A 19,340-nucleotide genomic window follows, 5' to 3' on the forward strand; every position below is an offset into this window, starting at 1 on the left:
GGTGGCGGTGCAGCCGGACGGGATCGTCACCGACTGGGACAGCGTGTCGGTGTGGGTCGACCCGTAGCCGTCGAGCCACGCCTTGTAGGAGCCGGCGTGCGCCGCCTCGCCACTGTCACTGGTGATGACGCCGCTGCTCGCGGTCCAGGTGGTGTTGCCCGACTCGAAGCCGGGGTTGCCGAGCAGCTGCGTGGAGGTGCAGGTGCCACCGCCGCCGCTGGTGCTGACGGTCCAGGTGAAGGAGGCGGTGCCGGAGGCGCCGGTGGAGTCGGTCGCGGTGACGGTGGTGCTGTAGGTGCCCGCGGTGGACGCCGTGCCGGAGATCAGGCCGGTGGAGCTGGAGATGGACAGGCCGGTGGGCAGGCCGCTGGCGCTGTAGGTGAGGGTCGCGCCCGCGCTGTCGCTCGCGGAGATCTGCAGGCTGACCGAGCTGCCGGTCACGGTGGACTGGCTGCCCGGGTTGGTGACGGTCACCGTGTTGCCGGTGGTGGTGCCGGAGGTGAAGGCGGCGGTGCCGTTCGGGGTGCCCCAGCCGGTCGGGCCGTCGTAGCCGGTGCCGGCGGTGCAGAAGTACGAGGTGGAGCAGGAGCCGTTGTTGCCGCTGGTGACGTCGTACAGGTTGCTGGTGTGGGAGTAGGGGTACTTCGCCGGGTAGTCGCTCGAACCCGGGGTGCCCGCGAGGGCGTACACACCGGCGATGATCGGCGAGGAGGCACTCGTACCGCCGTAGACCGCCCAGCCGGAGCCGCCGTAGGTGTCGTAGACCGCCACGCCGGTGGCCGGGTCGGCGACCGCGGAGACGTCGGACTCCATGCGCTTGGTGCAGCCGGTGTCGGTCTGCCAGCTCGGCTTGGCGTCGTAGGCGGAGCAGCCGGAGCCGGTGCCCTCGGAGGAGCTGGTCTTCCACACGGACTCGGTCCAGCCGCGGGTGCTGGAGGAGGTGGACAGCGCGGTGCCGCCGACGGCGGTCACGTACTGGGAGGTCGCCGGGTACTCGGCGCCGTAGTCCTCGTCACCGGCGGAGACGGTGATCGCGACACCCGGGTGCTTGAAGTACGAGGTGTCCTCGCTGGTCTGGGAGGAGGACTCGGAGCCGCCCCAGCTGTTGGAGACGAACTTGGCGCCGAGCGCGACGGCCTCGTTCTCGGCGGTGCCGAGGTCGGAGTCGGTGGCGGAGCTGGCCTCGACGAGGATGATGTTGCAGTTCGGGCAGACGGCGCTGACCATGTCGATGTCGAGCGCTTCCTCGCCGGCCCAGCCGGAGTCGTTCGTGGGCAGCGAGGTCGTCGAACCGGTCTGGCTGACCTGCTTGAAGCAGCCGTTGGCGACGGTGCACGCCGACAGGCCGTACGTGGAGCGGTAGGTGGCCAGGTCGGAGGCGGCGTTCGGGTCGTTGTAGGCGTCGACCACGGCGACGGTCAGACCGGAGCCGCCCGTCGAGGGCAGGTTGTAGGCGCTGTGCAGGTTGGTCGGGCTCAGGCCGGAGGGGGCGGCGGCGAGTGCGGCGGCCAGCTGCTGCTTGATGTCGGTGCGGCGCTGCGCGAAGCAGTTGACCTCACCGGGCTTGCTGACGGTGGCGCACAGGTGCGTGGTGGGCACCTTCTGGCCGGCCTTGCCGGTGCTGTGCACGGCCTGCCGGGCGGGGTCGGTGAGGGCCTTGGCGTTCTGGGCGGCCCGGGTGGTCTGGGCGGTGGCCCGGGGGGCGATGGTGTGCGCCGATGCCTGCGCGGTCGGTGCCGCGACGAAACCGGAGACGGTGAGGGCGAGGGCGGGGAAAGCGAAGGCCAGGAGTCTTCGCAGGCTCCGTCGTGATTCACGCATGGGGGTACTGCCTCCATCGGTGGGGTTACAAGGCAGGCCCGTGACGCGCGTAGCGGCGGCAGAGTGCGCGGTCATGAGCATGACACTTCGAACACCCTGGGATGCCGATGTGCGTGGCATGACAGGACGGAGAGGAACCTAGCGGGGTTCGCCGGGGACCGGTTCCCCCGGGCGAAGATCTTTGCTCCGCCATAGGCAGCGCTTAGCCCCCTCATAGGAGGGGGTTGGCGCGTACATGATGAGGGCTATGCCCAGAGCTGACCCTGCAGGGTCTCGATGGCTTCCTCGGTGGTGGCGGCGGTGTACACGCCGGTCGAGAGGTACTTCCAGCCGCCGTCGGCGACCACGAACACGATGTCCGCGCTCTCGCCGGCCTGTACGGCCTTCTTCCCGACGCCGATCGCGGCGTGCAGCGCGGCGCCGGTGGAGATGCCCGCGAAGATGCCCTCCTGCTGGAGCAGGTCCCGGGTCCGGGTCACGGCGTCCGCGGAGCCGACGGAGTAGCGGGTGGTGAGCACGGAGGCGTCGTACAGCTCGGGCACGAAGCCCTCGTCGAGGTTCCGGAGCCCGTACACGAGGTCGTCGTACCGGGGTTCGGCGGCGACGATCTTCACGTCGGGCTTGTGCTCGCGCAGGTACCGGCCGACGCCCATCAGCGTGCCGGTGGTCCCCAGCCCCGCCACGAAGTGCGTGACGGACGGCAGGTCGGCGAGGATCTCCGGACCGGTGGTCGCGTAGTGCGCACCGGCGTTGTCCGGGTTGCCGTACTGATAGAGCATCACCCAGTCGGGATGCTCGGCGGACAGTTCCTTCGCCACCCGTACGGCGGTGTTGGAACCGCCCGCGGCCGGGCTGGAGATGATCTCCGCGCCCCACATGCCCAGCAGGTCCCGCCGCTCCTGCGAGGTGTTCTCGGGCATCACGCAGACCATCCGGTAGCCCTTGAGCTTGGCGGCCATGGCGAGGGAGATGCCGGTGTTCCCCGAGGTCGGCTCCAGGATGGTGCAGCCAGGGGTCAGCCGGCCGTCCTTCTCGGCCTGCTCGATCATGTGCAGGGCGGGGCGGTCCTTGACCGAGCCGGTCGGGTTGCGGTCCTCCAGCTTGGCCCAGATCCGGACGTCGGCGGACGGCGAGAGCCGCGGCAGGCGCACCAGGGGGGTGTTGCCGACCGCGGCCAACGGGGAGTCGTAGCGCATGCCGATCTCAGGCCATGCCGCCGGCCACGGCCGGCAGGATCGTCACGGTGTCGCCGTCGGTGAGCTTGGTGTTGATGCCGTCGACGAAACGGACGTCCTCGTCGTTCAGGTACACGTTGACGAAGCGGCGCAGCTTGCCGTCGTCCACGATGCGGGCGTGGATGCCCGGGTGCCGGGTCTCGAGGTCGGCGAACAGCTCGGTGAGGGTGTCACCGCTGCCCTCCACCGCCTTCTGACCGTCGGTGTACTGGCGGAGGATGGTCGGGATGCGGACCTCGATGGCCATGGTTGCGGGCTCCTGTCGGGAAGTCTGGGTGGTTGGGCGCGCACAGCAGCACGCCGCGGCTCATGGCCGTACGGCGGCAGGGAAACGTCAACAGATGGCGCTGTTCAGCCTGCACAGGTCGACGTGCAGCCGCGCCACGAGCAGGGTGCCCCGCGCCTTGTCGCCCACGTCGTTCAGAACCATGGGGTCATCGTATCGATTCCCAGTACGGGTCCTGGAGTGTGATTCCACATGCCGGACCAATTCCGCCCAGGGACTGAGACCCTCCCCGGGGGCGCGGGGCAGTACCGCCCTGCGACGGCCGATGGCCGCCTGCGGGCCGGTGGGGGCTGAGCGCGCAGTTCCCCGCGCCCCCTGGTTGGCTGCCCGGACCGGCAAAGAATCCGTCGCCCCCTCTGCACCGGCCACCCTCATTTCCGCCGCAGCGGCGGATTCCGGCGGTGCCGGACCGGCCGGTGAGCATCTGCAGGCCGGTGGGGGCTGAGCGCGCAGTTCCCCGCGCCCCCTGGTTCGCTGCCCGGACCGGCAAAGAATCCGTCGCCTCTTCTGCGCCGGTCACCCTCATTTCCGCCGCGACGGCGGATTCCGGCGGTGCCGGACCGGCCGGTGGGGGCTGAGGGTGCAGTTCTCCGCGCCCCGCCGACGCGGCTGAGCATCGTCGCTGCGGAAAAAAGGCGGGCTGAGGGGTCAGTAGGTCTCGACGATGGTGATCTCTTCCTCTGTGACCTTGCCGTCCACGATGCGGTATGAGCGGAACTGGAAGTCGCCCAGGGCGTCGGTGTCGGCGGTGGAGACGAGGACGTAGTGGGCGCCGGGCTCGTTGGCGTAGCTGATGTCGGTGCGGGACGGGTACGCCTCCGTCGCCGTGTGGGAGTGGTAGACGACCACCGGCTCCTCGTCGCGGTCGTCCATCTCCCGGTACAGCTTGAGCAGATCCCCGGAGTCGAACTCGTAGAACGTGGGGGACATCGCCGCGTTCAGCATCGGGATGAACCGCTCGGGCCGGTCCGAGCCCGCCGGCCCCGCGACGACGCCGCACGCCTCGTCGGGGTGGTCCTTGCGCGCATGGGCGACGATCTGGTCGACGAGGGCCTGGGTGATGGTCAGCATGGTCGCCAGGATAAGCAGAGGGCCGCCCCGTACCGAAGGCTGGTACGGGACGGCCCGGATGCCGGACGCCCTGAGCGGCTGCCGCAGGGGGCGCCACGAGTGCTCCCCGCGGCGGGCGTCCTGGAGGGGTTGGTTCTGGGGTCAGCTCACCTTTTCCAGCGGTGCCGGCGCGCGGCGCTCGGCGACCTCGGGGTTGCGGCTCTTCAGCACCAGCCAGCCGACGCCCAGCGCGGCGGCCCAGCCGGCCATGACGTACAGGCAGACCCGGGAGTCGCCGTCGTACGCGATCAGGCCGGTGACGAAGAGGAGGAAGACGATCGCGATCCAGCTGCACTTCGCGCCGCCGGGGGCCGGGAAGGCGGAGGCCGGCAGGCGGCCCGCGTCGACCGCGCGGCGGTACAGGACGTGGCTGATCAGGATCATCAGCCAGGTCCAGATGCCGGCCGCGGTGGCGACGGAGGTGACGTAGCCGAACGCCTTCTCCGGGACGACGTAGTTGAGGACCACGCCGATGCCCATGAAGAGCACCGAGACGGTGATGCCGAACGCCGGGGTCTTCGACGCGGAGAGCTTCCGGAACACGGCCGGGGCCTCGCCGCTGTCGGCCAGGTTCCGCAGCATGCGGCCGGTGGAGTACATGCCGGAGTTGCAGGAGGACAGGGCGGCGGTCAGCACGACGAAGTTGACGATGCCGGCGCCCGCCGGGATGCCGATCTTCGCGAAGGCGGCCACGAAGGGGCTGACGCCCGGGGCGAACTCCGTCCACTTCACGACGCAGAGGATGACGGTGAGCGCACCGACGTAGAAGAGGGCGATACGCCAGGGAAGCGTGTTGATCGCCTTGGGGAGGGTCTTCTCCGGGTTCTCCGACTCGCCGGCGGTGACGCCGACCAGCTCGACCGCGAGGTAGGCGAACATGACGCCCTGAAGGGTCATCAGGGAGGAGCCGACGCCCTTGGGGAAGAAGCCGTCGAACTGGTAGAGGTTCGCGGCCGACGCGGTGTCGCCGGCGGCGCTGAAGCCGAAGGTGAGGACGCCGAGACCGATCACGATCATGCCGATCAGGGCGGTGACCTTGACCATGGAGAACCAGAACTCCAGCTCTCCGAAGACCTTCACGGAGATCAGGTTGACCCCGAAGAGGACCACCAGGAAGACCAGCGCGGTCACCCACTGCGGGACCGACGGGAACCAGTAGTTCACGTAGATCGCGGCGGCCGTCAGTTCGGCCATGCCGGTGACGACCCACATCAGCCAGTACGTCCAGCCGGTGAAGTAGCCGAAGAACGGGCCGAGGAACTCGCGGGAGTACTCGGCGAAGGAGCCGGAGACCGGACGGTAGACCAGCAGCTCGCCGAGGGCCCGCATGATGAAGAAGATGATGCCGCCGGCGAGGGCGTACATCAGGATGAGGCTGGGGCCGGCCTTGGCGATGTTCGCCCCGGCGCCCAGGAAGAGCCCGACGCCGATGGCGCCGCCGATGGCGATCATCTGGACCTGGCGGCTGCCGAGCCCGCGCTCGTACCCCTCTTCGGAGGCTCCGGAGGTCCCGGAGGACTTCTCCGACGTGTCGACCTGAGCGGAGGTCATGTGTGGTGTGCGCCTTTCTCCATGCCGACCCGGGCCTCTCGTCGGCCTCGGATCGGGTTTCGATCCCCCCGGATTGCTGGAGCGGTGCCTGACCGGTGGTTGCCGGTTCGGTGGCGCACCCGGACGTACACGTGGGTGGTGTTCGCCGGGCGGTCGTGAAGATTTATCACGGCCGCAACGCTGATCACCGGATTCCGCCGAGAGGGATTGTGGCGCACACCACTGGAAGAAGCGGACAAAGCGCGACCGAAAAGGTCATACCAGGCCGCAACGGTGACGGGATCGTTATCCGGATTTGAGCGTCCTCTGAGCGAACACGAAACCGGGACGAATTCTGGACGGATTACGGCATAAGGGTCGCCACCAGGGTCTCCTGGAGGCCGCCGAGCCACAGGTACGCCATCACCATCGGCTTGCGCGGGTCCTCGTCAGGGAGCCGGTAGAGCAGGTCGGTGTCGTCCTCGTCGGTGATGTCGAGGCGGGAGCCGATCGCCAGGCGCAGGTCGGTGAGGGCGCCGAGCCACAGCCGGGACTCCTCGGGCGCCAGCTTGAGGACGGCGTCGCCGCCCTTCCCCTCCGGGGCGAGGGCGTCGAGGGAGCGGATCACCGCGAGGGCGCTCTCCCGCTTGCCGGCCCTGAGGTCGTTCTCGGTGTAGCGGCGGAACTCCGCGGAGTGGGCCTGCTGCTCCGCGGCCTCCTCGGAGGACTGCGGGAGCCGCTCCGGGTCGCCGTAGGCGTCCGGGAAGAGCCGGCGCAGCACCGGGTCGCTGGGCGCCTCGCTCGGCCCCTCGGCGAACAGTTCGGCGAGCGGGTCGTCGGGGGCGTCCTCGGCGGGGCCGGGGCCGATGAGCTCCAGGAGCTGGACGGCCAGCGACCGGATGATGGAGATCTCGACGTCGTCGAGCGCGACGGCCGCGCCGCCGCCGGGGAGCGGTTCGAAGATTCCTGGCATGGAGGGGATTCGCTGCTTCCGGAGCTGATCGGGGCCAGTCGAGGGGGTGGCCGGCGGGGGTGGCTACTTCCGGTCCTGCTGGAGGGTGGCCCACAGGCCGTAGCCGTGCATCGCCTGCACGTCGCGTTCCATCTCCTCGCGACTGCCGCTGGAGACGACCGCGCGGCCCTTGTGGTGGACGTCCAGCATGAGCTTGGTGGCCTTGTCCTTGGGATAGCCGAAGTACGTCTGGAAGACGTACGTCACGTAGCTCATGAGGTTCACCGGGTCGTTGTGCACGAGCGTGATCCACGGGACGTCCGGCTCGGGGACGGCGAAGGCCTCCTCCGCCGACTCGGTGCGTTCGATCTCTACGGGAGCGGGTGACGTCACAAGGCCCATGCTGCCACGGGCCCCTTAAATCGTCACACTGACGCGAAGGGGTGTAGCATCTGTGGCCATGAACACTGCGGACCTTGGCCTGCCGGTGGACGTCCCGTCGACCGCGCTCTTCACGGACCAGTACGAGCTGACGATGCTGCAGGCCGCCCTCAAGGCGGGTACGGCCGAGCGGCGGAGCGTCTTCGAGGTCTTCACCCGGCGGCTGCCCGAGGGGCGCCGGTACGGCGTCGTGGCGGGCACCGGACGCGTCCTGGACGCGGTCGAGAACTTCCGCTTCGACGCGGACGTCCTCCGCTTCCTCCAGGAGCGGAACATCGTCGACGGGCCGACCCTGGAATGGCTCGCCGGCTACCGCTTCAGCGGCGACATCTGGGGCTACCCCGAGGGCGAGATGTACTTCCCGGGCTCGCCGATCATGCGGGTGGAGGGCTCCTTCGCCGAGTGCGTGCTCCTGGAGACCGTGATCCTCTCCATCCTCAACCACGACTCCGCGATCGCGGCCGCCGCCTCCCGGATGTCCTCGGCCGCCGGGGACCGCCCGCTGATCGAGATGGGCGCCCGCCGCACCCACGAACTGGCCGCCGTCGCCGCCTCCCGCGCCGCCTACATCGGCGGTTTCGCCACCACCTCCGACCTCGCCGCCGGCTTCCGCTACGGCATCCCCACCGTCGGCACCTCCGCCCACGCCTTCACCCTGCTCCACGACCACGAGCGGGACGCCTTCCGCGCCCAGGTCGACTCCCTCGGCCGCGGCACCACCCTGCTGGTCGACACCTACGACGTCGCCGAGGCGGTCCGTACGGCCGTGGAGGTGGCCGGGCCCGAGCTGGGCGCCGTCCGCATCGACTCCGGCGACCTGCTGCTGGTCGCCCACCGGGTGCGCCAGCAGCTGGACGAGCTCGGCGCGCGGGACACGCGGATCATCGTGACCTCCGACCTCGACGAGTACGCCATCGCCTCCCTCGCCGCCGCGCCCGTGGACGCGTACGGCGTCGGCACCCAGCTGGTGACCGGCTCCGGGCACCCCACCTGCTCCATGGTCTACAAGCTGGTCGCCCGCGCCGGGTCCGCCGATCCGAAGGCACCGCTGGTGTCGGTGGCGAAGAAGTCGACGGGCGGCAAGACGTCCGTGGGCGGCCGCAAGTGGGCGGCGCGGCGGCTGGACGCCGACGGGGTGGCGGAGGCCGAGGTCGTCGGCACCGGCGAGGTTCCGGCCGGCCTGGCCGACCGGCAGCTGCTGATCGAACTGGTGAAGTCCGGCGAGGTCGTCGCCCGTGAGCCCCTGGACGCGACCCGCAACCGGCACGCGGCGGCCCGTGCGAACCTGCCGCTCTCCGCGACCCAGCTGTCGCGGGGGGAACCGGTCATTCCGACGGAGTACGCACAGGGGCGCTCGGGTAGCTAGAGCGAGTGCCCGCGTACGCGCCCCGCAAAGCCCCCTCCCCTACGCCCCCGTAAGTCTCTAGGCTCATAGGTTCAGGCCGGGCCCGCACCCCTTCTTTCCGCGTCTCTCCCGTCGACGGACCCGATATCGAATGCGAAGGACACCGACCATGCGCCGCGCCTTGATCGTCGTCGATGTGCAGAACGACTTCTGCGAGGGGGGCAGCCTCGCGGTGGCGGGGGGCTCCGATGTGGCCGCCGCGATCACCGAGCTGATCGGGCAGGCCCCCGCCGGCTACCGCCACGTGGTGGCGACCCGCGACCACCACATCGCGCCGGGGGGCCATTTCGCCGACAACCCCGACTACGTGCGCAGCTGGCCGGCGCACTGTGTCGCCGGCACGGAGGGTGTGGGCTTCCATCCGAACTTCGCGCCGGCGGTGGCCTCCGGGGCGGTGGACGCGGTGTTCAGCAAGGGGGCGTACTCGGCGGCGTACAGCGGCTTCGAGGGCGTCGACGAGAACGGGGTCAAGCTGGCGGAGTGGCTGCGGGCCCGGAAGATCGACGAGGTGGACGTGGTGGGGATCGCGACCGACCACTGTGTGCGGGCCACCGCACTGGACGCCGCGAAAGAGGGTTTCCGCACCCAGGTCCTCCTCGACCTCACGGCCGGGGTGGCGGAGGCGACGACGGAACGCGCCCTGGAGGAGCTGCGCCAGGCGGGCGTGGAACTGACAGGCAAGCCGGTGGTGTAAACACCACCGCCCGCATCCTTCGTCCGCCGGCCACCCTCATTTCCGCCGCGGCGGAGGATTTCGGCGGTGCCGGACCGGCCGGTGAGCACCTGCGGGCCGGTGGGGGCTGAGCGCGCAGTTCCCCGCGCCCCTTGGTTGGCTGCCGGGGACGGCAGCGATCCATCGCCTCTTATCCGCCGGCCACCCTCATTTCCGCCGCAGCCGTGCTCAGCCGCGACGGTGGATCTCGGCGGTGCCGGACCGGCCGGTGGGGGCTGGGTGCGCAGGTCTCCGGGACGGTGGCTGAAAGTGGTGGTCAGGCTGGTGTGGGTCTTCGGAGGAGGGATTTGATCGGTCTCCAGAGTTCCAGGGGGGTGACACCGTTGTCAGGGGCCGTTCGCCATATGAGGCCGTCGGGGTGGTGGAGGACGGCTGTGATCTCGTCGGGGGTGGGTGGGGCGGCGTTGCCCCGGAGGTAGACCGCTCGCATGCCCAGGTTGCGGAGCCTGGTCAGGGCCCGGGCGCGGTTCTGGGCGTGGACCAGTACCCGGACGGCGGACGAGCCGTCCGCGGTGGCGGGGCTGGGTAGGTTCAGCGCCACCACCACCCTGCCGTTCGGCAGCTTGCAGAAGCCTCCTGCGGCCATGCGGTCATACCCCCGTGCGCGTCGGTGTCAATAAGAAATCCACAGGACGCACCTAAACACGATCGGCGGCGACCCGCCAAGGGGTCGCCGCCGATACGTGTCTGACCTGCGGATATACCGACTACTTCACCGCGGGGCCGACCTGGAGGGAGATCGTCGAGCCGTCCCGGGCCTCCGTCACGATGTTGATCTTCGTGTTGGTGTCAGTGATCTTGACACCGCCGGCCGGGTTCGAGGCGTCGTAGTAGTCGCTCTTGTGGTCGTTGAAGACCGACACCCCGGAGGACTTCCTGATCTTGGTCGCCACGTCCGCCTTGTGGAGGGTGATGCCGTCCGTCACGTAGAGGCTGAACGGCGAGTCGTAGGCCTGCACGCGGTTGCGCATCAGCGTGCCGTCGGACCACTTCAGCACCGTCGGGTGCGAGTCGATCGGGAGGATCAGACCGGTACCGGGGTGGACGCTGGTGTTGTTGTCCGCCTCGGAGGTGTCCCACTTCCAGATCAACAGGCCGTTCTGGTACGGGTAGTGCTCCACCCAGTCCGGACGGGTCGTCGAGAAGCCGAAGTTGTACGGGCCGGTCTTGAGGGTCTTGTCGTACGACACGTACTGGCGGTTCTCCGCGATGTAGTACTGCGCGTAGTCCTTGGTGAAGGACGCGCCGATGCGGGAGAAGCCGGAAGCGGTCCAAGCCGCGTCCGCGGACTCGGCGTTGTCGGAGAAGACCGTCGAGCCGTCCGCGGTCAGGGTGATCTCGTCGGCCGCGAAGCCCTTCAGCGCGACCCCGCCGTCGGTCTGGTAGCGGAAGCGCAGCTGGATCTTCTGGCCCGCGTAGGCGTCCAGCGGGTACGACAGCTTGGTGTACGCGTCGACCGAACCGGTGAGCGCCGGCTTGTCGCTGCCGTCGCGCGGGATGGCCGCACCGTTCACCGTGCCGTCCAGGGCGGTCCAGTTGGCGCCGCCGTCGGTGGACACCTCGGTGTAGAGGTAGTCGTAGCCCGACTCGATGTCGTACCAGCCGTCCAGGTTCAGCGTGGCGGACGACTTGCCGGTGAGGTCGACGTCGCGGGTCAGGGTGTTCTTGAGGTTGTCGCCGCTGCCGCTCCACCACTGGGCCGAGCCCTGGGCCGGGGTGACCACGGTGGTGGTGACCGCCTTGTCGGGGAGGGTGACCACCGTGGCCTGCTTGTTCTTGGTGTTGTACTCGGCGACGCCCAGCTTGTGGCTGGACTTCGTGCCCGCCTTGGCCACGTCGTAGTTGAGCCAGCCGAGCTGCAGCTTGTCCCAGGCGTTCATGTCGCCCGGCAGGTCGCCGATCGCTTCCTTGCCGGTGCCCAGCCAGGAGCCGGAGGACATCAGGGTCCAGAAACCGGTGGAGTTCTCGCCGCCGTTGGTGTCGTACTCGTCCGGCAGGCCGAGGTCGTGGCCGTACTCGTGGGCGTAGACGCCGAGGCCGCCGTTCTCCGGCTGCATGGTGTAGTCGCCGACCCAGATGCCGGTGTCACCGATCTGGGTGCCGCCGAGCTTGTTGTCCGTGGGGCCGGTGGCGCCGGCGTCGGTGCCGAAGGCGTACCAGCGGTGCGCCCAGATCGCGTCGGTGCCCTGGGCACCGCCGCCCGCGGACTCGTCCTCGCCGGCGTGCACGATCTGGAAGTGGTCGATGTAGCCGTCGGGCTCGTTGAAGTTGCCGTCGCCGTCGTAGTCGTAACGGTCCCACTGGTCGTACTGGGCGAGGTCCGTCTTGATGGCGGCGGCGGACACGCCGGCCGCCTCCTGGTCGGCGACCCAGGCGTTCACGCCGTCCTTCACCAGGTTCCAGACGCTGGAGCAGGTGGTGGAGCCGCAGGCGTTGTTGCCGTAACGGGCCTCGTTGTAGGGGACCTTGACCCAGTCGGTGACCTCACCGTCGACCGAGTAGCGGCCCGAGGACTGCTTCTCGTAGTACTTCTTCAGCGACTCGGTGTTCTTGCCGGTGCCGAAGTAGAGGTCCTGGAAGTGCTGCTGGTTGTAATCCGCCTGCCAGGCCGTGGAGTTGTCCTGGGTGCGGTCGGGCGCGGCTATCTGGTTGTGCAGCGGGCCGGCCGTGCCGTTGTACCGCGGGTCCGTCTGGTCGCCGAACTCGACGAGGATCGTGAAGATCTTGTCCGTCTTCTCGCGGCCGAGTTCGACGTACTTGCTGTCGCCCTTCTTGCCCTTGAGCTGGACGACCTTCGAACCGTCGCGGTCCTTGACCTGGGCCTTGCCGGATATGACCTGGTCGAGGGCCTCCTGGCGCTGGGCCTCCTGGGTCTTGCTCAGAGGGCCGTCGAGGTCGTGCTCCTCCTGCTTCGTCGACGGGTCGTGCCGGTCGACGGTGCTGGTGGACGCCGCCACGGTCGCGGCCTCCGCGACCGCGAAGGTGGCGAAGCCCACGGAGGCGGTCGCGAGCGTCACGCCGACGGCGAGTGCTCTGAACGTCCAGGGTCTGCTGGTCACTTGAGTTCCTCCCCCGCGCCGCGCGCACGGCAAGGAGGACCGGGTGATGGTTGGGGGTCCGTGCGCGCACGTTCAACGCGTCGATTCAAGTGACGATATTTGACTACTGGTTTACGGAAAAAGACAGACCTTGACTCGGACAGTTCAACTGCACTATGCGGAGAAGAAGTTCGCTTTACGGACACCGGGGCCCGCGGTACCCCCCAAGCGCCCCTCTCAACCGGCGCGCATATGCCTCTGGTTGCCGTATGCCATGCGACCGTGCGCCCCCTGTGCACCGGTACCGTGGGTTAGGTCACGCTTACCGGTCGTTCCGCTCGGGCATGCACGCGAATAGAGTCGAACGGTGGAACGCCCGGAAGCCGGTGGAAAACAAGGCCGGTTCCCCGTCTCACCCCCACATCTTCCGAGGACACGATTGCCATGCCTCGTCCGACCCCGGCACAGCTCGTCTACGGTTCCTGCACCGTGATCTGCTCGACGCTCGCCATGCTGCTGCTGTCACAGACGAGTTCGGGCATCGGGATCGCGGTCATCGCGCTCGCCGCGCTCGGTCTGGGACTGCTGGTGGCCATGACGGTTCCGCTCCCCCGGCCGCGTACGGTCGCACAGTCCGAGCCCGCCGCCCCGACCCCCCTGCCCGAGATCCGGGTCCCCGTGCACCGGGAGACCGTGGCGGCCGCCACGGCCGAGCCCGTCCGGGAGCCCACCGCGTCCTGACGCACGCACACCAGTGAAGTGGGGGGGTCCGTGAGACTGACGCACCCGCCGACTGCTTGTGCGCCCCCGGCCCTCCCGGTGCCGGCCCCCGCTACGCGCTCGTGCTGACCACGACCGTCTTCGCGGCCTTGTCGTGCAGGCCCTGTTTGTACGGCTTGTCGAAGTAGCTCCAGCCGCCGCAGATCACCGTCCAGATGCAGGCGCAGCAGAAGGCGAACGGCACCCACAGCACCAGGGCACGCAGCAGCGAGGTCTGGGTGGAGGGCGTGGCGCCGTCGGACAGGTTGGCGACCCGCATGCCGAGCCACTTCATGCCGAGGGTCTGCCCGGACCTGGCGATCAGCAGGGTGTCGTAGGCGACGAACAGGACGGCGGCGACGAGCGACTGGACGAGGGACCGGCCGGCCGAGATCTTCTCGCCGTCCATCTGGTACTCGCTCACCCCGAACGCCAGGGTGAGCAGTACGACCACGATGCCCACCAGGATCATGTCGATGATCCGCGCCAGGGTGCGCTTGCCGCTGTCGGCGAGCGGCGGCATCCCGGCGAGGGGATCGGCGGGGTAGCCACCGGCTCCGCCACCGCCGCCGTCGTAGGGGCCGCCTGCTCCGTGGGGCCCGCCGCCTGCTCCGTAGGGGCCGCCGCCGTAGGAGGGCGGCGGGGGCTGCGAGCCGCCGTACGGGGTGTCGTACGGCGAGCCCGAACCCCGGCCGTCCCCCTCCGACGGGGGCTGCTTCCTGAACGGGTCGTCCTCCGGCGGCTCTCCGGAGCCGGGCGGCGGGGGCGGTTCGGTGCTCATGGCCCGAGTGGACCGCGAAGCCGCCCGGCCCGCATCCGGCGAGCCGCCGTAAGGGTTACGACGTGTCCGGCTGCCTATCCGGCGACGAAGGTGTGCGCCGCCTTGTCGTGCCAGCACTGGTGCCAGGGCCGGTCGAACAGGCACCAGGCGACGCCGACGATCCCGATGCCGAGCAGTCCGGGCACGGTGTACACCAGCCAGCGGCGCAGGGCGGCGCCGAAAGCGGGCGGCTCGTGGCCCTCGATGTCCCGTACCTCCAAGCCGAACAGCTTCTTGCCGAGCGTGCGGCCCCACTTGGCGGTGGGCAGCACCTCGTAGAGGACGCCGACCAGGAGCAGGACGGCGAGCACGATGCCGAGGTAGACGCCGGTGGTGCCGTCGAGCAGCCAGACGGTCTCGGTCCGGCCGGACAGCTTGGCCGCGTCGATCTTGTCCTGCACGTGGTCGGCGGCCTTGGTCCCGAACGGTACGGCGGCGACCGCGGTCACCGCGCCGACGACCAGGCTGTCGACGAGCCGCGCCGCGAACCGCTTGCCGAGCCCGGCGGGCCGGGCCGCCGCCTGTCGCCGGGCGGCCGCCTGGAAGGGGTCCTCGACCGGCGGCTTCCAGGGGGCGGCCTGCGCGTCGCCGGCGAGCTGGTGCACCTGCTGCGCCCAGGAGGACTGCCCGCCGCCGGCACCGGAGGCCATGGGCGTGGCCGGGGCCATCGGGGACCGGGGCGCGGCGGACTGCTGCGGGGGGAGGGCGGGGGCGACGGCCTGGGGGACGGCAGGTCGCGGGGCGGCAGGCTGGGGGGCCGGGGCGGGGGCCGCGGCGGGTCCGGACGGCGGCTGGGCCGCGGCGGCGCGGGCGGCGGCCGCCTTTCCGGCGCCGAAGCCGGGGCGCGCGGTGCCGGGAGCACCGACCGGACCCTGCGCACCGAAACCGGCCGCACCACCGGGGCCGCCGGGCCCACCGGAGCCGCCAGGCCCACCGGACCCGGAGTCCGGCGTGTTCTCGCCCCGGATCGGCCGGAAGGTCAGCGTGCCGTCGTCCATCGGCGGCTGTGCGGCCGGCGGGGTCGCCGCCGGGCCGACCGTCGGCCTGCGGAAGACGAACGTGCCGCCGGAGTCGACGTCCCCCTGGTCCGCCGGCGGGATCGACGCCGTGCCGTCGGCGCGGGACGACCTGCCGTCCGGCTGGGCCGGGGAGCCGGTGCCCCAGGCGCCCCCGGCGGCTCCCCAGCCGCCCGCACCGCCCGGCTGCGGGTCCTCGTCGAAGAAGTGCGGGCCGGTCTCCTCGACCGCCGGGGCCGGGGAGGCCGCCGGGGCCGCGGGAGCAGCGGGAGCCGCCGGGTGTGAGCCGGGCGGCGCGACGAGGGGTTCGCCGTCGGACGGGGCCGGGCGGCTGGTGCCCGGCACCCACGCGGCGCCGTTCCAGTAACGGACGTAGCCGGGGATGGACGGGTCCGGGTAGTAGCCCTCGCGGGGCCGTTCGTCACCGGGTGCCGGGGTTGGGGCGGTCATGTCCGTCATCCCGTATCTGCTCGGGGGTCATGTGGGAGCCTCCACATCTATCAGACCCGGGTGCCCGTCACCGCCAGTCCCGCAGGACCCGCCCCTTTCCGGGCAGCCCTGTGCACCCCCTTCACCGCATCGGAAAAAAATTTCCCGGAACCCGCGTAATGCTCGCGGCCCCAGCCGCTCTCCACTCGTACGGGCCCGGTCGCAGGCGCCCGTACGACTGACCGAGAGAGGAAACGGACGTCATGCATCACACCGTGGTGGAGCGCGAACTGGAGCTGCGGCTCATCCTGTCCCCCGAGCGGAGCATCCCGGTCCCGGCCCGGCTGACCTACCGCTCCGACGACCCGTACGCCGTCCACGTCAGCTTCCACGTCAACTCCGAGTTCCCGGTCCACTGGACCTTCGCCCGCGACCTGCTGGTGGAGGGGGTGTTCCGGCCGTGCGGGCACGGGGACGTGCGGGTGTGGCCGACGAAGTCGGAGGGCCGCAGCGTCGTGCTGATGGCGCTGAGTTCACCCGACGGTGACGCCCTGCTCGAAGCACCGATCCCCCAGGTGTCCGCCTGGCTGGAACGGACCCTGCGGGTGGTGCCCCCGGGGAGTGAGGGCGGGCGGCTGGGGATCGACGAGGCGCTCGACCAGCTGCTCGCCCAGTGAGGGCCCCGCCGGATGGGAGCCGGATGGCAGCTGCATGGGAGCTGTATGGGATCAGAACAGCTTGCCGGGGTTGAGGATGCCCAGCGGGTCGAAGACGCCCTTCACGGCCCGCTGCATCTCCACCCCCACCGGTCCGATCTCCCGGGCCAGCCACTCCTTCTTCAGGACACCGACGCCGTGTTCGCCGGTGATGGTGCCGCCGAGTTCCAGGCCGAGGCCCATGATCTCGTCGAAGGACTCGCGGGCGCGCCGGCACTCGTCGGGGTCCTGCGCGTCGAAGCAGACGGTCGGGTGGGTGTTGCCGTCGCCCGCGTGTGCGACGACCCCGATGGTCAGCCGGTGCTTCGCGGCGATGCGCTCGACGCCCTCGATCATGTCGCCGAGCCGGGAGCGGGGCACGCACACGTCGTCGATCATCGTGGTGCCCTTGACGGCCTCCAGGGCGACGAGCGAGGACCGGCGGGCCTGGAGCAGGAGTTCGGACTCGGCGGCGTCGTCGGCCGGGACCACCTGGGTGGCGCCCGCGGCCTCGCAGAGCTTGCCGACCGCGGCGAGGTCGGCGGCCGGGTCCGGGGTGTCGAAGGCGGCGAGGAGCAGGGCCTCGGTGGACTCCGGCAGGCCCATACGGGTGAGTGTGTTGACCGCCTTCACGGTCGTACGGTCCATCAGTTCGAGCAGGGACGGCACATGACCGCCCTCCATGATCCGGCACACCGCCTCGCAGGCGGCGGTCGCGGAGCCGAACTCGGCGGCCAGCACCAGCTGTTGCGGCGGCTTGGGCTTCAGCGCGAGCACGGCCCGTACGACGATGCCGAGCGAGCCCTCGGAGCCGACGAAGAGGCGGGTGAGGTCGTACCCCGCGACGCCCTTCGCCGTACGGCGGCCGGTGGACATCAGCCGCCCGTCCGCGAGGACGACGTCCAGACCGAGCACGTACTCGGCGGTGACCCCGTACTTCACGCAGCACAGTCCGCCCGAGGCCGTCCCGATGTTGCCGCCGATCGTGCACATCTCCCAGCTGGAGGGGTCCGGCGGGTAGTAGAGGCCGTGTTCCTCGACCGCGCGGGAGAGGGTGGCGTTGATGACGCCGGGCTCGACGACCGCGATGCGGTCCACCGGCGAGATCTCCAGGACCCGGTCCATCTTCGTCAGGGACAGCACGATGCAGTCGTCGGTGGCGTTGGCCGCGCCGGACAGGCCGGTCCGGGCGCCCTGCGGGACGACCGGCACGCGCAGCTCGGTGGCGACCCGCATGACGTGCTGGACCTGTTCGACGGTGCGCGGCAGTACGACGACGGCCGGGGTGCCGGCCGGGCAGAAGCTCGCCATGTCGTTGGCGTAGGAGGCGGTCACGTCGGGGTCGACGAGGACCGCGTCGGCCGGCAGGCCCGCGAGGAGCCGGTCGGTGAGGTTGCTGGTTGCCTCGTCCCGAGGCGCTTCGATACGGCTCATGATCACAGCGTCGCACCCGGGGCCATCGGTGTGAACCCCACGAGTGCCGTCCTTGGGCCGCCCGGATGGGGTCGTCGTATTGACGCACAGTAAGCGTCATGTGCGCGCTGGATAACCGACCGTCCCCACCGGCCACCTCGCTGCTCCCGGAGCCGGCCCCGCCGCGCCACCGCCGGGGCCGGGTGCTGCGGCGGCTGCTGGTCGTCGCGCTGGCGGGCGGGGTGGCGGCCGGCGGCGCGCTGATGCTGTGGCCGCACGAGCCGCACCGGGCCGCACCGGCCCCGGCCGCCGGGGCGCGGGCCCAGGCGGCGGCACGGGCGGCGGCACGGGCGGCGGTGCTCACGGCGGCGCAGACGGCCGTCCTCAACGGCCTGCCCACCATGCTGCCCGATCTCACGACGCTCATCGGCGCCCGGGAGGCGCGGGTACGGGCGCAGCCGAAGGACGCGCGGGCCTGGGCGGTGCTCGGGGCCGCGTACGTCGAGCGGGCGCGCCGGACCGCCGACACCGGCGACTATCCCCGGGCCGAGCACGCGCTGCAGACCTCCCTCAAGGTGGCCGGCCGGAACAACACGGAGGCGCTGAGCGGGCTGGCGGGGCTGGCCGTGGCGCGCCGGGACTTCCCGGAGGCGAAGCGGTTCGGTGAGGAGGCGCTGAAGACGGCGCCGAAGCGGTGGTCGGCGTACCCGGTGCTGATCGACGCGTACAACGGGCTCGGCGACTACAAGGCGGCCCGGTCCGCGCTGGACAAGCTGACGGCGCTGAAGGCCGGGGCGGACGTGAAGCCGGCGGTGATGGCGCGGGCGTCCGCGGTGTACCGGGACCGGGGCTGGCGCGAGGACGCCGTGGCCCAGGTGACCGACGCGGCGGCGGCCGCCCGGACCCCCGCCGAGCAGGCCGCGTACCTGTGTCAGGCGGGGCAGCTGGCCTGGGAGCGGGGCGACCGGGAGGACGCGCTGCAGCACTTCACGGCGGCCGTACGCCTCGACCCCGACCAGTCGGCCGCGCGGGCCGGGCAGGGGCGGGCGCTGGCCGCGCTGGGCCGGACGCAGGAGGCCTTCACGGCGTACCAGGGGGCGCTCGCGCACCGGCCGGCTCCCCAGGTCGCCCTGGAGCTGGCCGAGTTGTACGAGTCGCTGGGGATGGGGCAGCAGGCGGAGGCGCAGTACGAGCAGATGCGGACGCAGGTGCGGCGGGAGCTGGAGGCCGGGGTCGACGACGATCTGGTGATCGGGCAGTACGAGGCGGACCACGGGGACGTCCAGGAGGCGGTGGAGCGGCTGACGGCCGAGTGGGAGCGCCAGCCCGGCATCGAGGTCGCCGACGCCCTCGGCTGGGCCCTGCACCGGGCCGGCGACGACAAGGAGGCGCTGCGCTACGCCTCCATCGCGACCGACTCGACGAAGGGCGGCGGGGTCCGCAGCGCGCTGTACGCCTTCCACCGGGGCATGATCGAACGCGACCTGGACCTCGAAGCCCCGGCCCGCCGCCACCTCCAGGACGCCCTCCGCATCAACCCGTACTTCTCCCCCCTCCAGACCCCGGCAGCCCACACCACCCTCACATCCCTCGGCAACCAGCCACCGAACGAGGAACTACCGCAGTAGGTCGGGGACAGAGCGGGCCGGGCGCCGCC

General features: G+C 70.8%; 18 protein-coding genes. 5 read left to right on the forward strand and 13 right to left on the reverse strand.

What is annotated here, in order from left to right; genetic code table 11:
* From ACWGKQ_RS45155 to clpS, 8 genes are all read right to left on the reverse strand, one after another.
* Positions 1-1,821: putative Ig domain-containing protein (locus ACWGKQ_RS45155; protein WP_453297898.1), on the reverse strand; the 1,821-nt coding region annotated here is incomplete at its 3' end.
* Positions 1,822-2,066: 245 nt separating this feature from the next.
* The gene (locus ACWGKQ_RS45160; RefSeq protein WP_089106667.1) at positions 2,067-3,017 is read right to left on the reverse strand and encodes a PLP-dependent cysteine synthase family protein; all 951 of its coding nucleotides are present in this window, start codon (positions 3,015-3,017) and stop codon (positions 2,067-2,069) included.
* Between the two features lie 7 nt (positions 3,018-3,024).
* Entirely contained in the window at positions 3,025-3,303 is a 279-nt protein-coding gene (locus ACWGKQ_RS45165) for a MoaD/ThiS family protein (protein ID WP_453297899.1), read from the reverse strand.
* An 87-nt stretch (positions 3,304-3,390) separates the two neighbouring features.
* A complete protein-coding gene (locus ACWGKQ_RS45170; protein WP_350784557.1) occupies positions 3,391-3,486 on the reverse strand; it encodes a putative leader peptide in 96 nt (31 codons plus the stop codon).
* Positions 3,487-3,990: 504 nt separating this feature from the next.
* Positions 3,991-4,413, reverse strand: coding sequence for a Mov34/MPN/PAD-1 family protein (locus ACWGKQ_RS45175; RefSeq protein WP_453297900.1), 423 nt, complete (start codon positions 4,411-4,413; stop codon positions 3,991-3,993).
* A gap of 141 nt (positions 4,414-4,554) precedes the next feature.
* A complete protein-coding gene (locus ACWGKQ_RS45180; protein WP_453297901.1) occupies positions 4,555-6,003 on the reverse strand; it encodes an amino acid permease in 1,449 nt (482 codons plus the stop codon).
* A gap of 343 nt (positions 6,004-6,346) precedes the next feature.
* Complete coding sequence (locus ACWGKQ_RS45185; RefSeq protein ID WP_453297902.1) at positions 6,347-6,955, reverse strand: DUF2017 domain-containing protein; 609 nt, start codon at positions 6,953-6,955, stop codon at positions 6,347-6,349.
* Positions 6,956-7,018: 63 nt separating this feature from the next.
* The gene (gene clpS / locus ACWGKQ_RS45190; protein WP_217545442.1) at positions 7,019-7,336 is read right to left on the reverse strand and encodes an ATP-dependent Clp protease adapter ClpS; all 318 of its coding nucleotides are present in this window, start codon (positions 7,334-7,336) and stop codon (positions 7,019-7,021) included.
* Positions 7,337-7,394: 58 nt separating this feature from the next.
* On the opposite strand from clpS, the gene ACWGKQ_RS45195 reads away from it, so the two are divergent.
* Both ACWGKQ_RS45195 and ACWGKQ_RS45200 read left to right on the forward strand, forming a co-directional pair.
* The gene (locus ACWGKQ_RS45195; RefSeq protein WP_453297903.1) at positions 7,395-8,741 is read left to right on the forward strand and encodes a nicotinate phosphoribosyltransferase; all 1,347 of its coding nucleotides are present in this window, start codon (positions 7,395-7,397) and stop codon (positions 8,739-8,741) included.
* A gap of 148 nt (positions 8,742-8,889) precedes the next feature.
* Positions 8,890-9,474 (forward strand): nicotinamidase, encoded by a 585-nt coding sequence (locus ACWGKQ_RS45200; protein ID WP_453297904.1) that lies wholly within the window; start codon positions 8,890-8,892, stop codon positions 9,472-9,474.
* Between the two features lie 295 nt (positions 9,475-9,769).
* Here ACWGKQ_RS45200 and ACWGKQ_RS45205 read toward each other — a convergent pair whose 3' ends face one another.
* Together ACWGKQ_RS45205 and ACWGKQ_RS45210 are read right to left on the reverse strand one after the other, a co-directional pair.
* Positions 9,770-10,099, reverse strand: a complete 330-nt coding sequence (locus tag ACWGKQ_RS45205; protein ID WP_453297905.1) for a hypothetical protein — start codon at positions 10,097-10,099, stop codon at positions 9,770-9,772.
* A 121-nt stretch (positions 10,100-10,220) separates the two neighbouring features.
* On the reverse strand, positions 10,221-12,572 hold the full coding sequence (locus ACWGKQ_RS45210; protein ID WP_453297906.1) for an immune inhibitor A domain-containing protein: 2,352 nt from the start codon (positions 12,570-12,572) through the stop codon (positions 10,221-10,223).
* A 423-nt stretch (positions 12,573-12,995) separates the two neighbouring features.
* On the opposite strand from ACWGKQ_RS45210, the gene ACWGKQ_RS45215 reads away from it, so the two are divergent.
* Positions 12,996-13,292 carry a hypothetical protein gene (locus ACWGKQ_RS45215; protein WP_453297907.1) on the forward strand — a complete coding sequence of 99 codons (297 nt, stop codon included), beginning with the start codon at positions 12,996-12,998 and terminating at the stop codon, positions 13,290-13,292.
* A 91-nt stretch (positions 13,293-13,383) separates the two neighbouring features.
* Here ACWGKQ_RS45215 and ACWGKQ_RS45220 read toward each other — a convergent pair whose 3' ends face one another.
* Positions 13,384-14,091: an RDD family protein gene (locus ACWGKQ_RS45220; RefSeq protein ID WP_453297908.1), complete on the reverse strand. Its 708-nt coding sequence runs from the start codon at positions 14,089-14,091 to the stop codon at positions 13,384-13,386.
* Positions 14,092-14,165: 74 nt separating this feature from the next.
* Positions 14,166-15,596, reverse strand: coding sequence for an RDD family protein (locus tag ACWGKQ_RS45225; protein ID WP_453297909.1), 1,431 nt, complete (start codon positions 15,594-15,596; stop codon positions 14,166-14,168).
* A 242-nt stretch (positions 15,597-15,838) separates the two neighbouring features.
* Here ACWGKQ_RS45225 and ACWGKQ_RS45230 point away from each other — a divergent pair, with 242 nt between their 5' ends.
* Positions 15,839-16,252: an SsgA family sporulation/cell division regulator gene (locus tag ACWGKQ_RS45230; RefSeq protein ID WP_453297910.1), complete on the forward strand. Its 414-nt coding sequence runs from the start codon at positions 15,839-15,841 to the stop codon at positions 16,250-16,252.
* A gap of 51 nt (positions 16,253-16,303) precedes the next feature.
* On the opposite strand, the gene ACWGKQ_RS45235 is transcribed toward ACWGKQ_RS45230, so the two are convergent.
* Positions 16,304-17,710 carry an FAD-binding oxidoreductase gene (locus ACWGKQ_RS45235; RefSeq protein WP_453297911.1) on the reverse strand — a complete coding sequence of 469 codons (1,407 nt, stop codon included), beginning with the start codon at positions 17,708-17,710 and terminating at the stop codon, positions 16,304-16,306.
* Between the two features lie 92 nt (positions 17,711-17,802).
* Between ACWGKQ_RS45235 and ACWGKQ_RS45240 the strand changes: the two genes are divergently transcribed.
* The gene (locus ACWGKQ_RS45240; protein ID WP_453297912.1) at positions 17,803-19,311 is read left to right on the forward strand and encodes a tetratricopeptide repeat protein; all 1,509 of its coding nucleotides are present in this window, start codon (positions 17,803-17,805) and stop codon (positions 19,309-19,311) included.
* The last annotated feature ends 29 nt before the right edge of the window (positions 19,312-19,340 follow it).

It is taken from the genome of Streptomyces sp. NPDC054770, assembly GCF_053611985.1.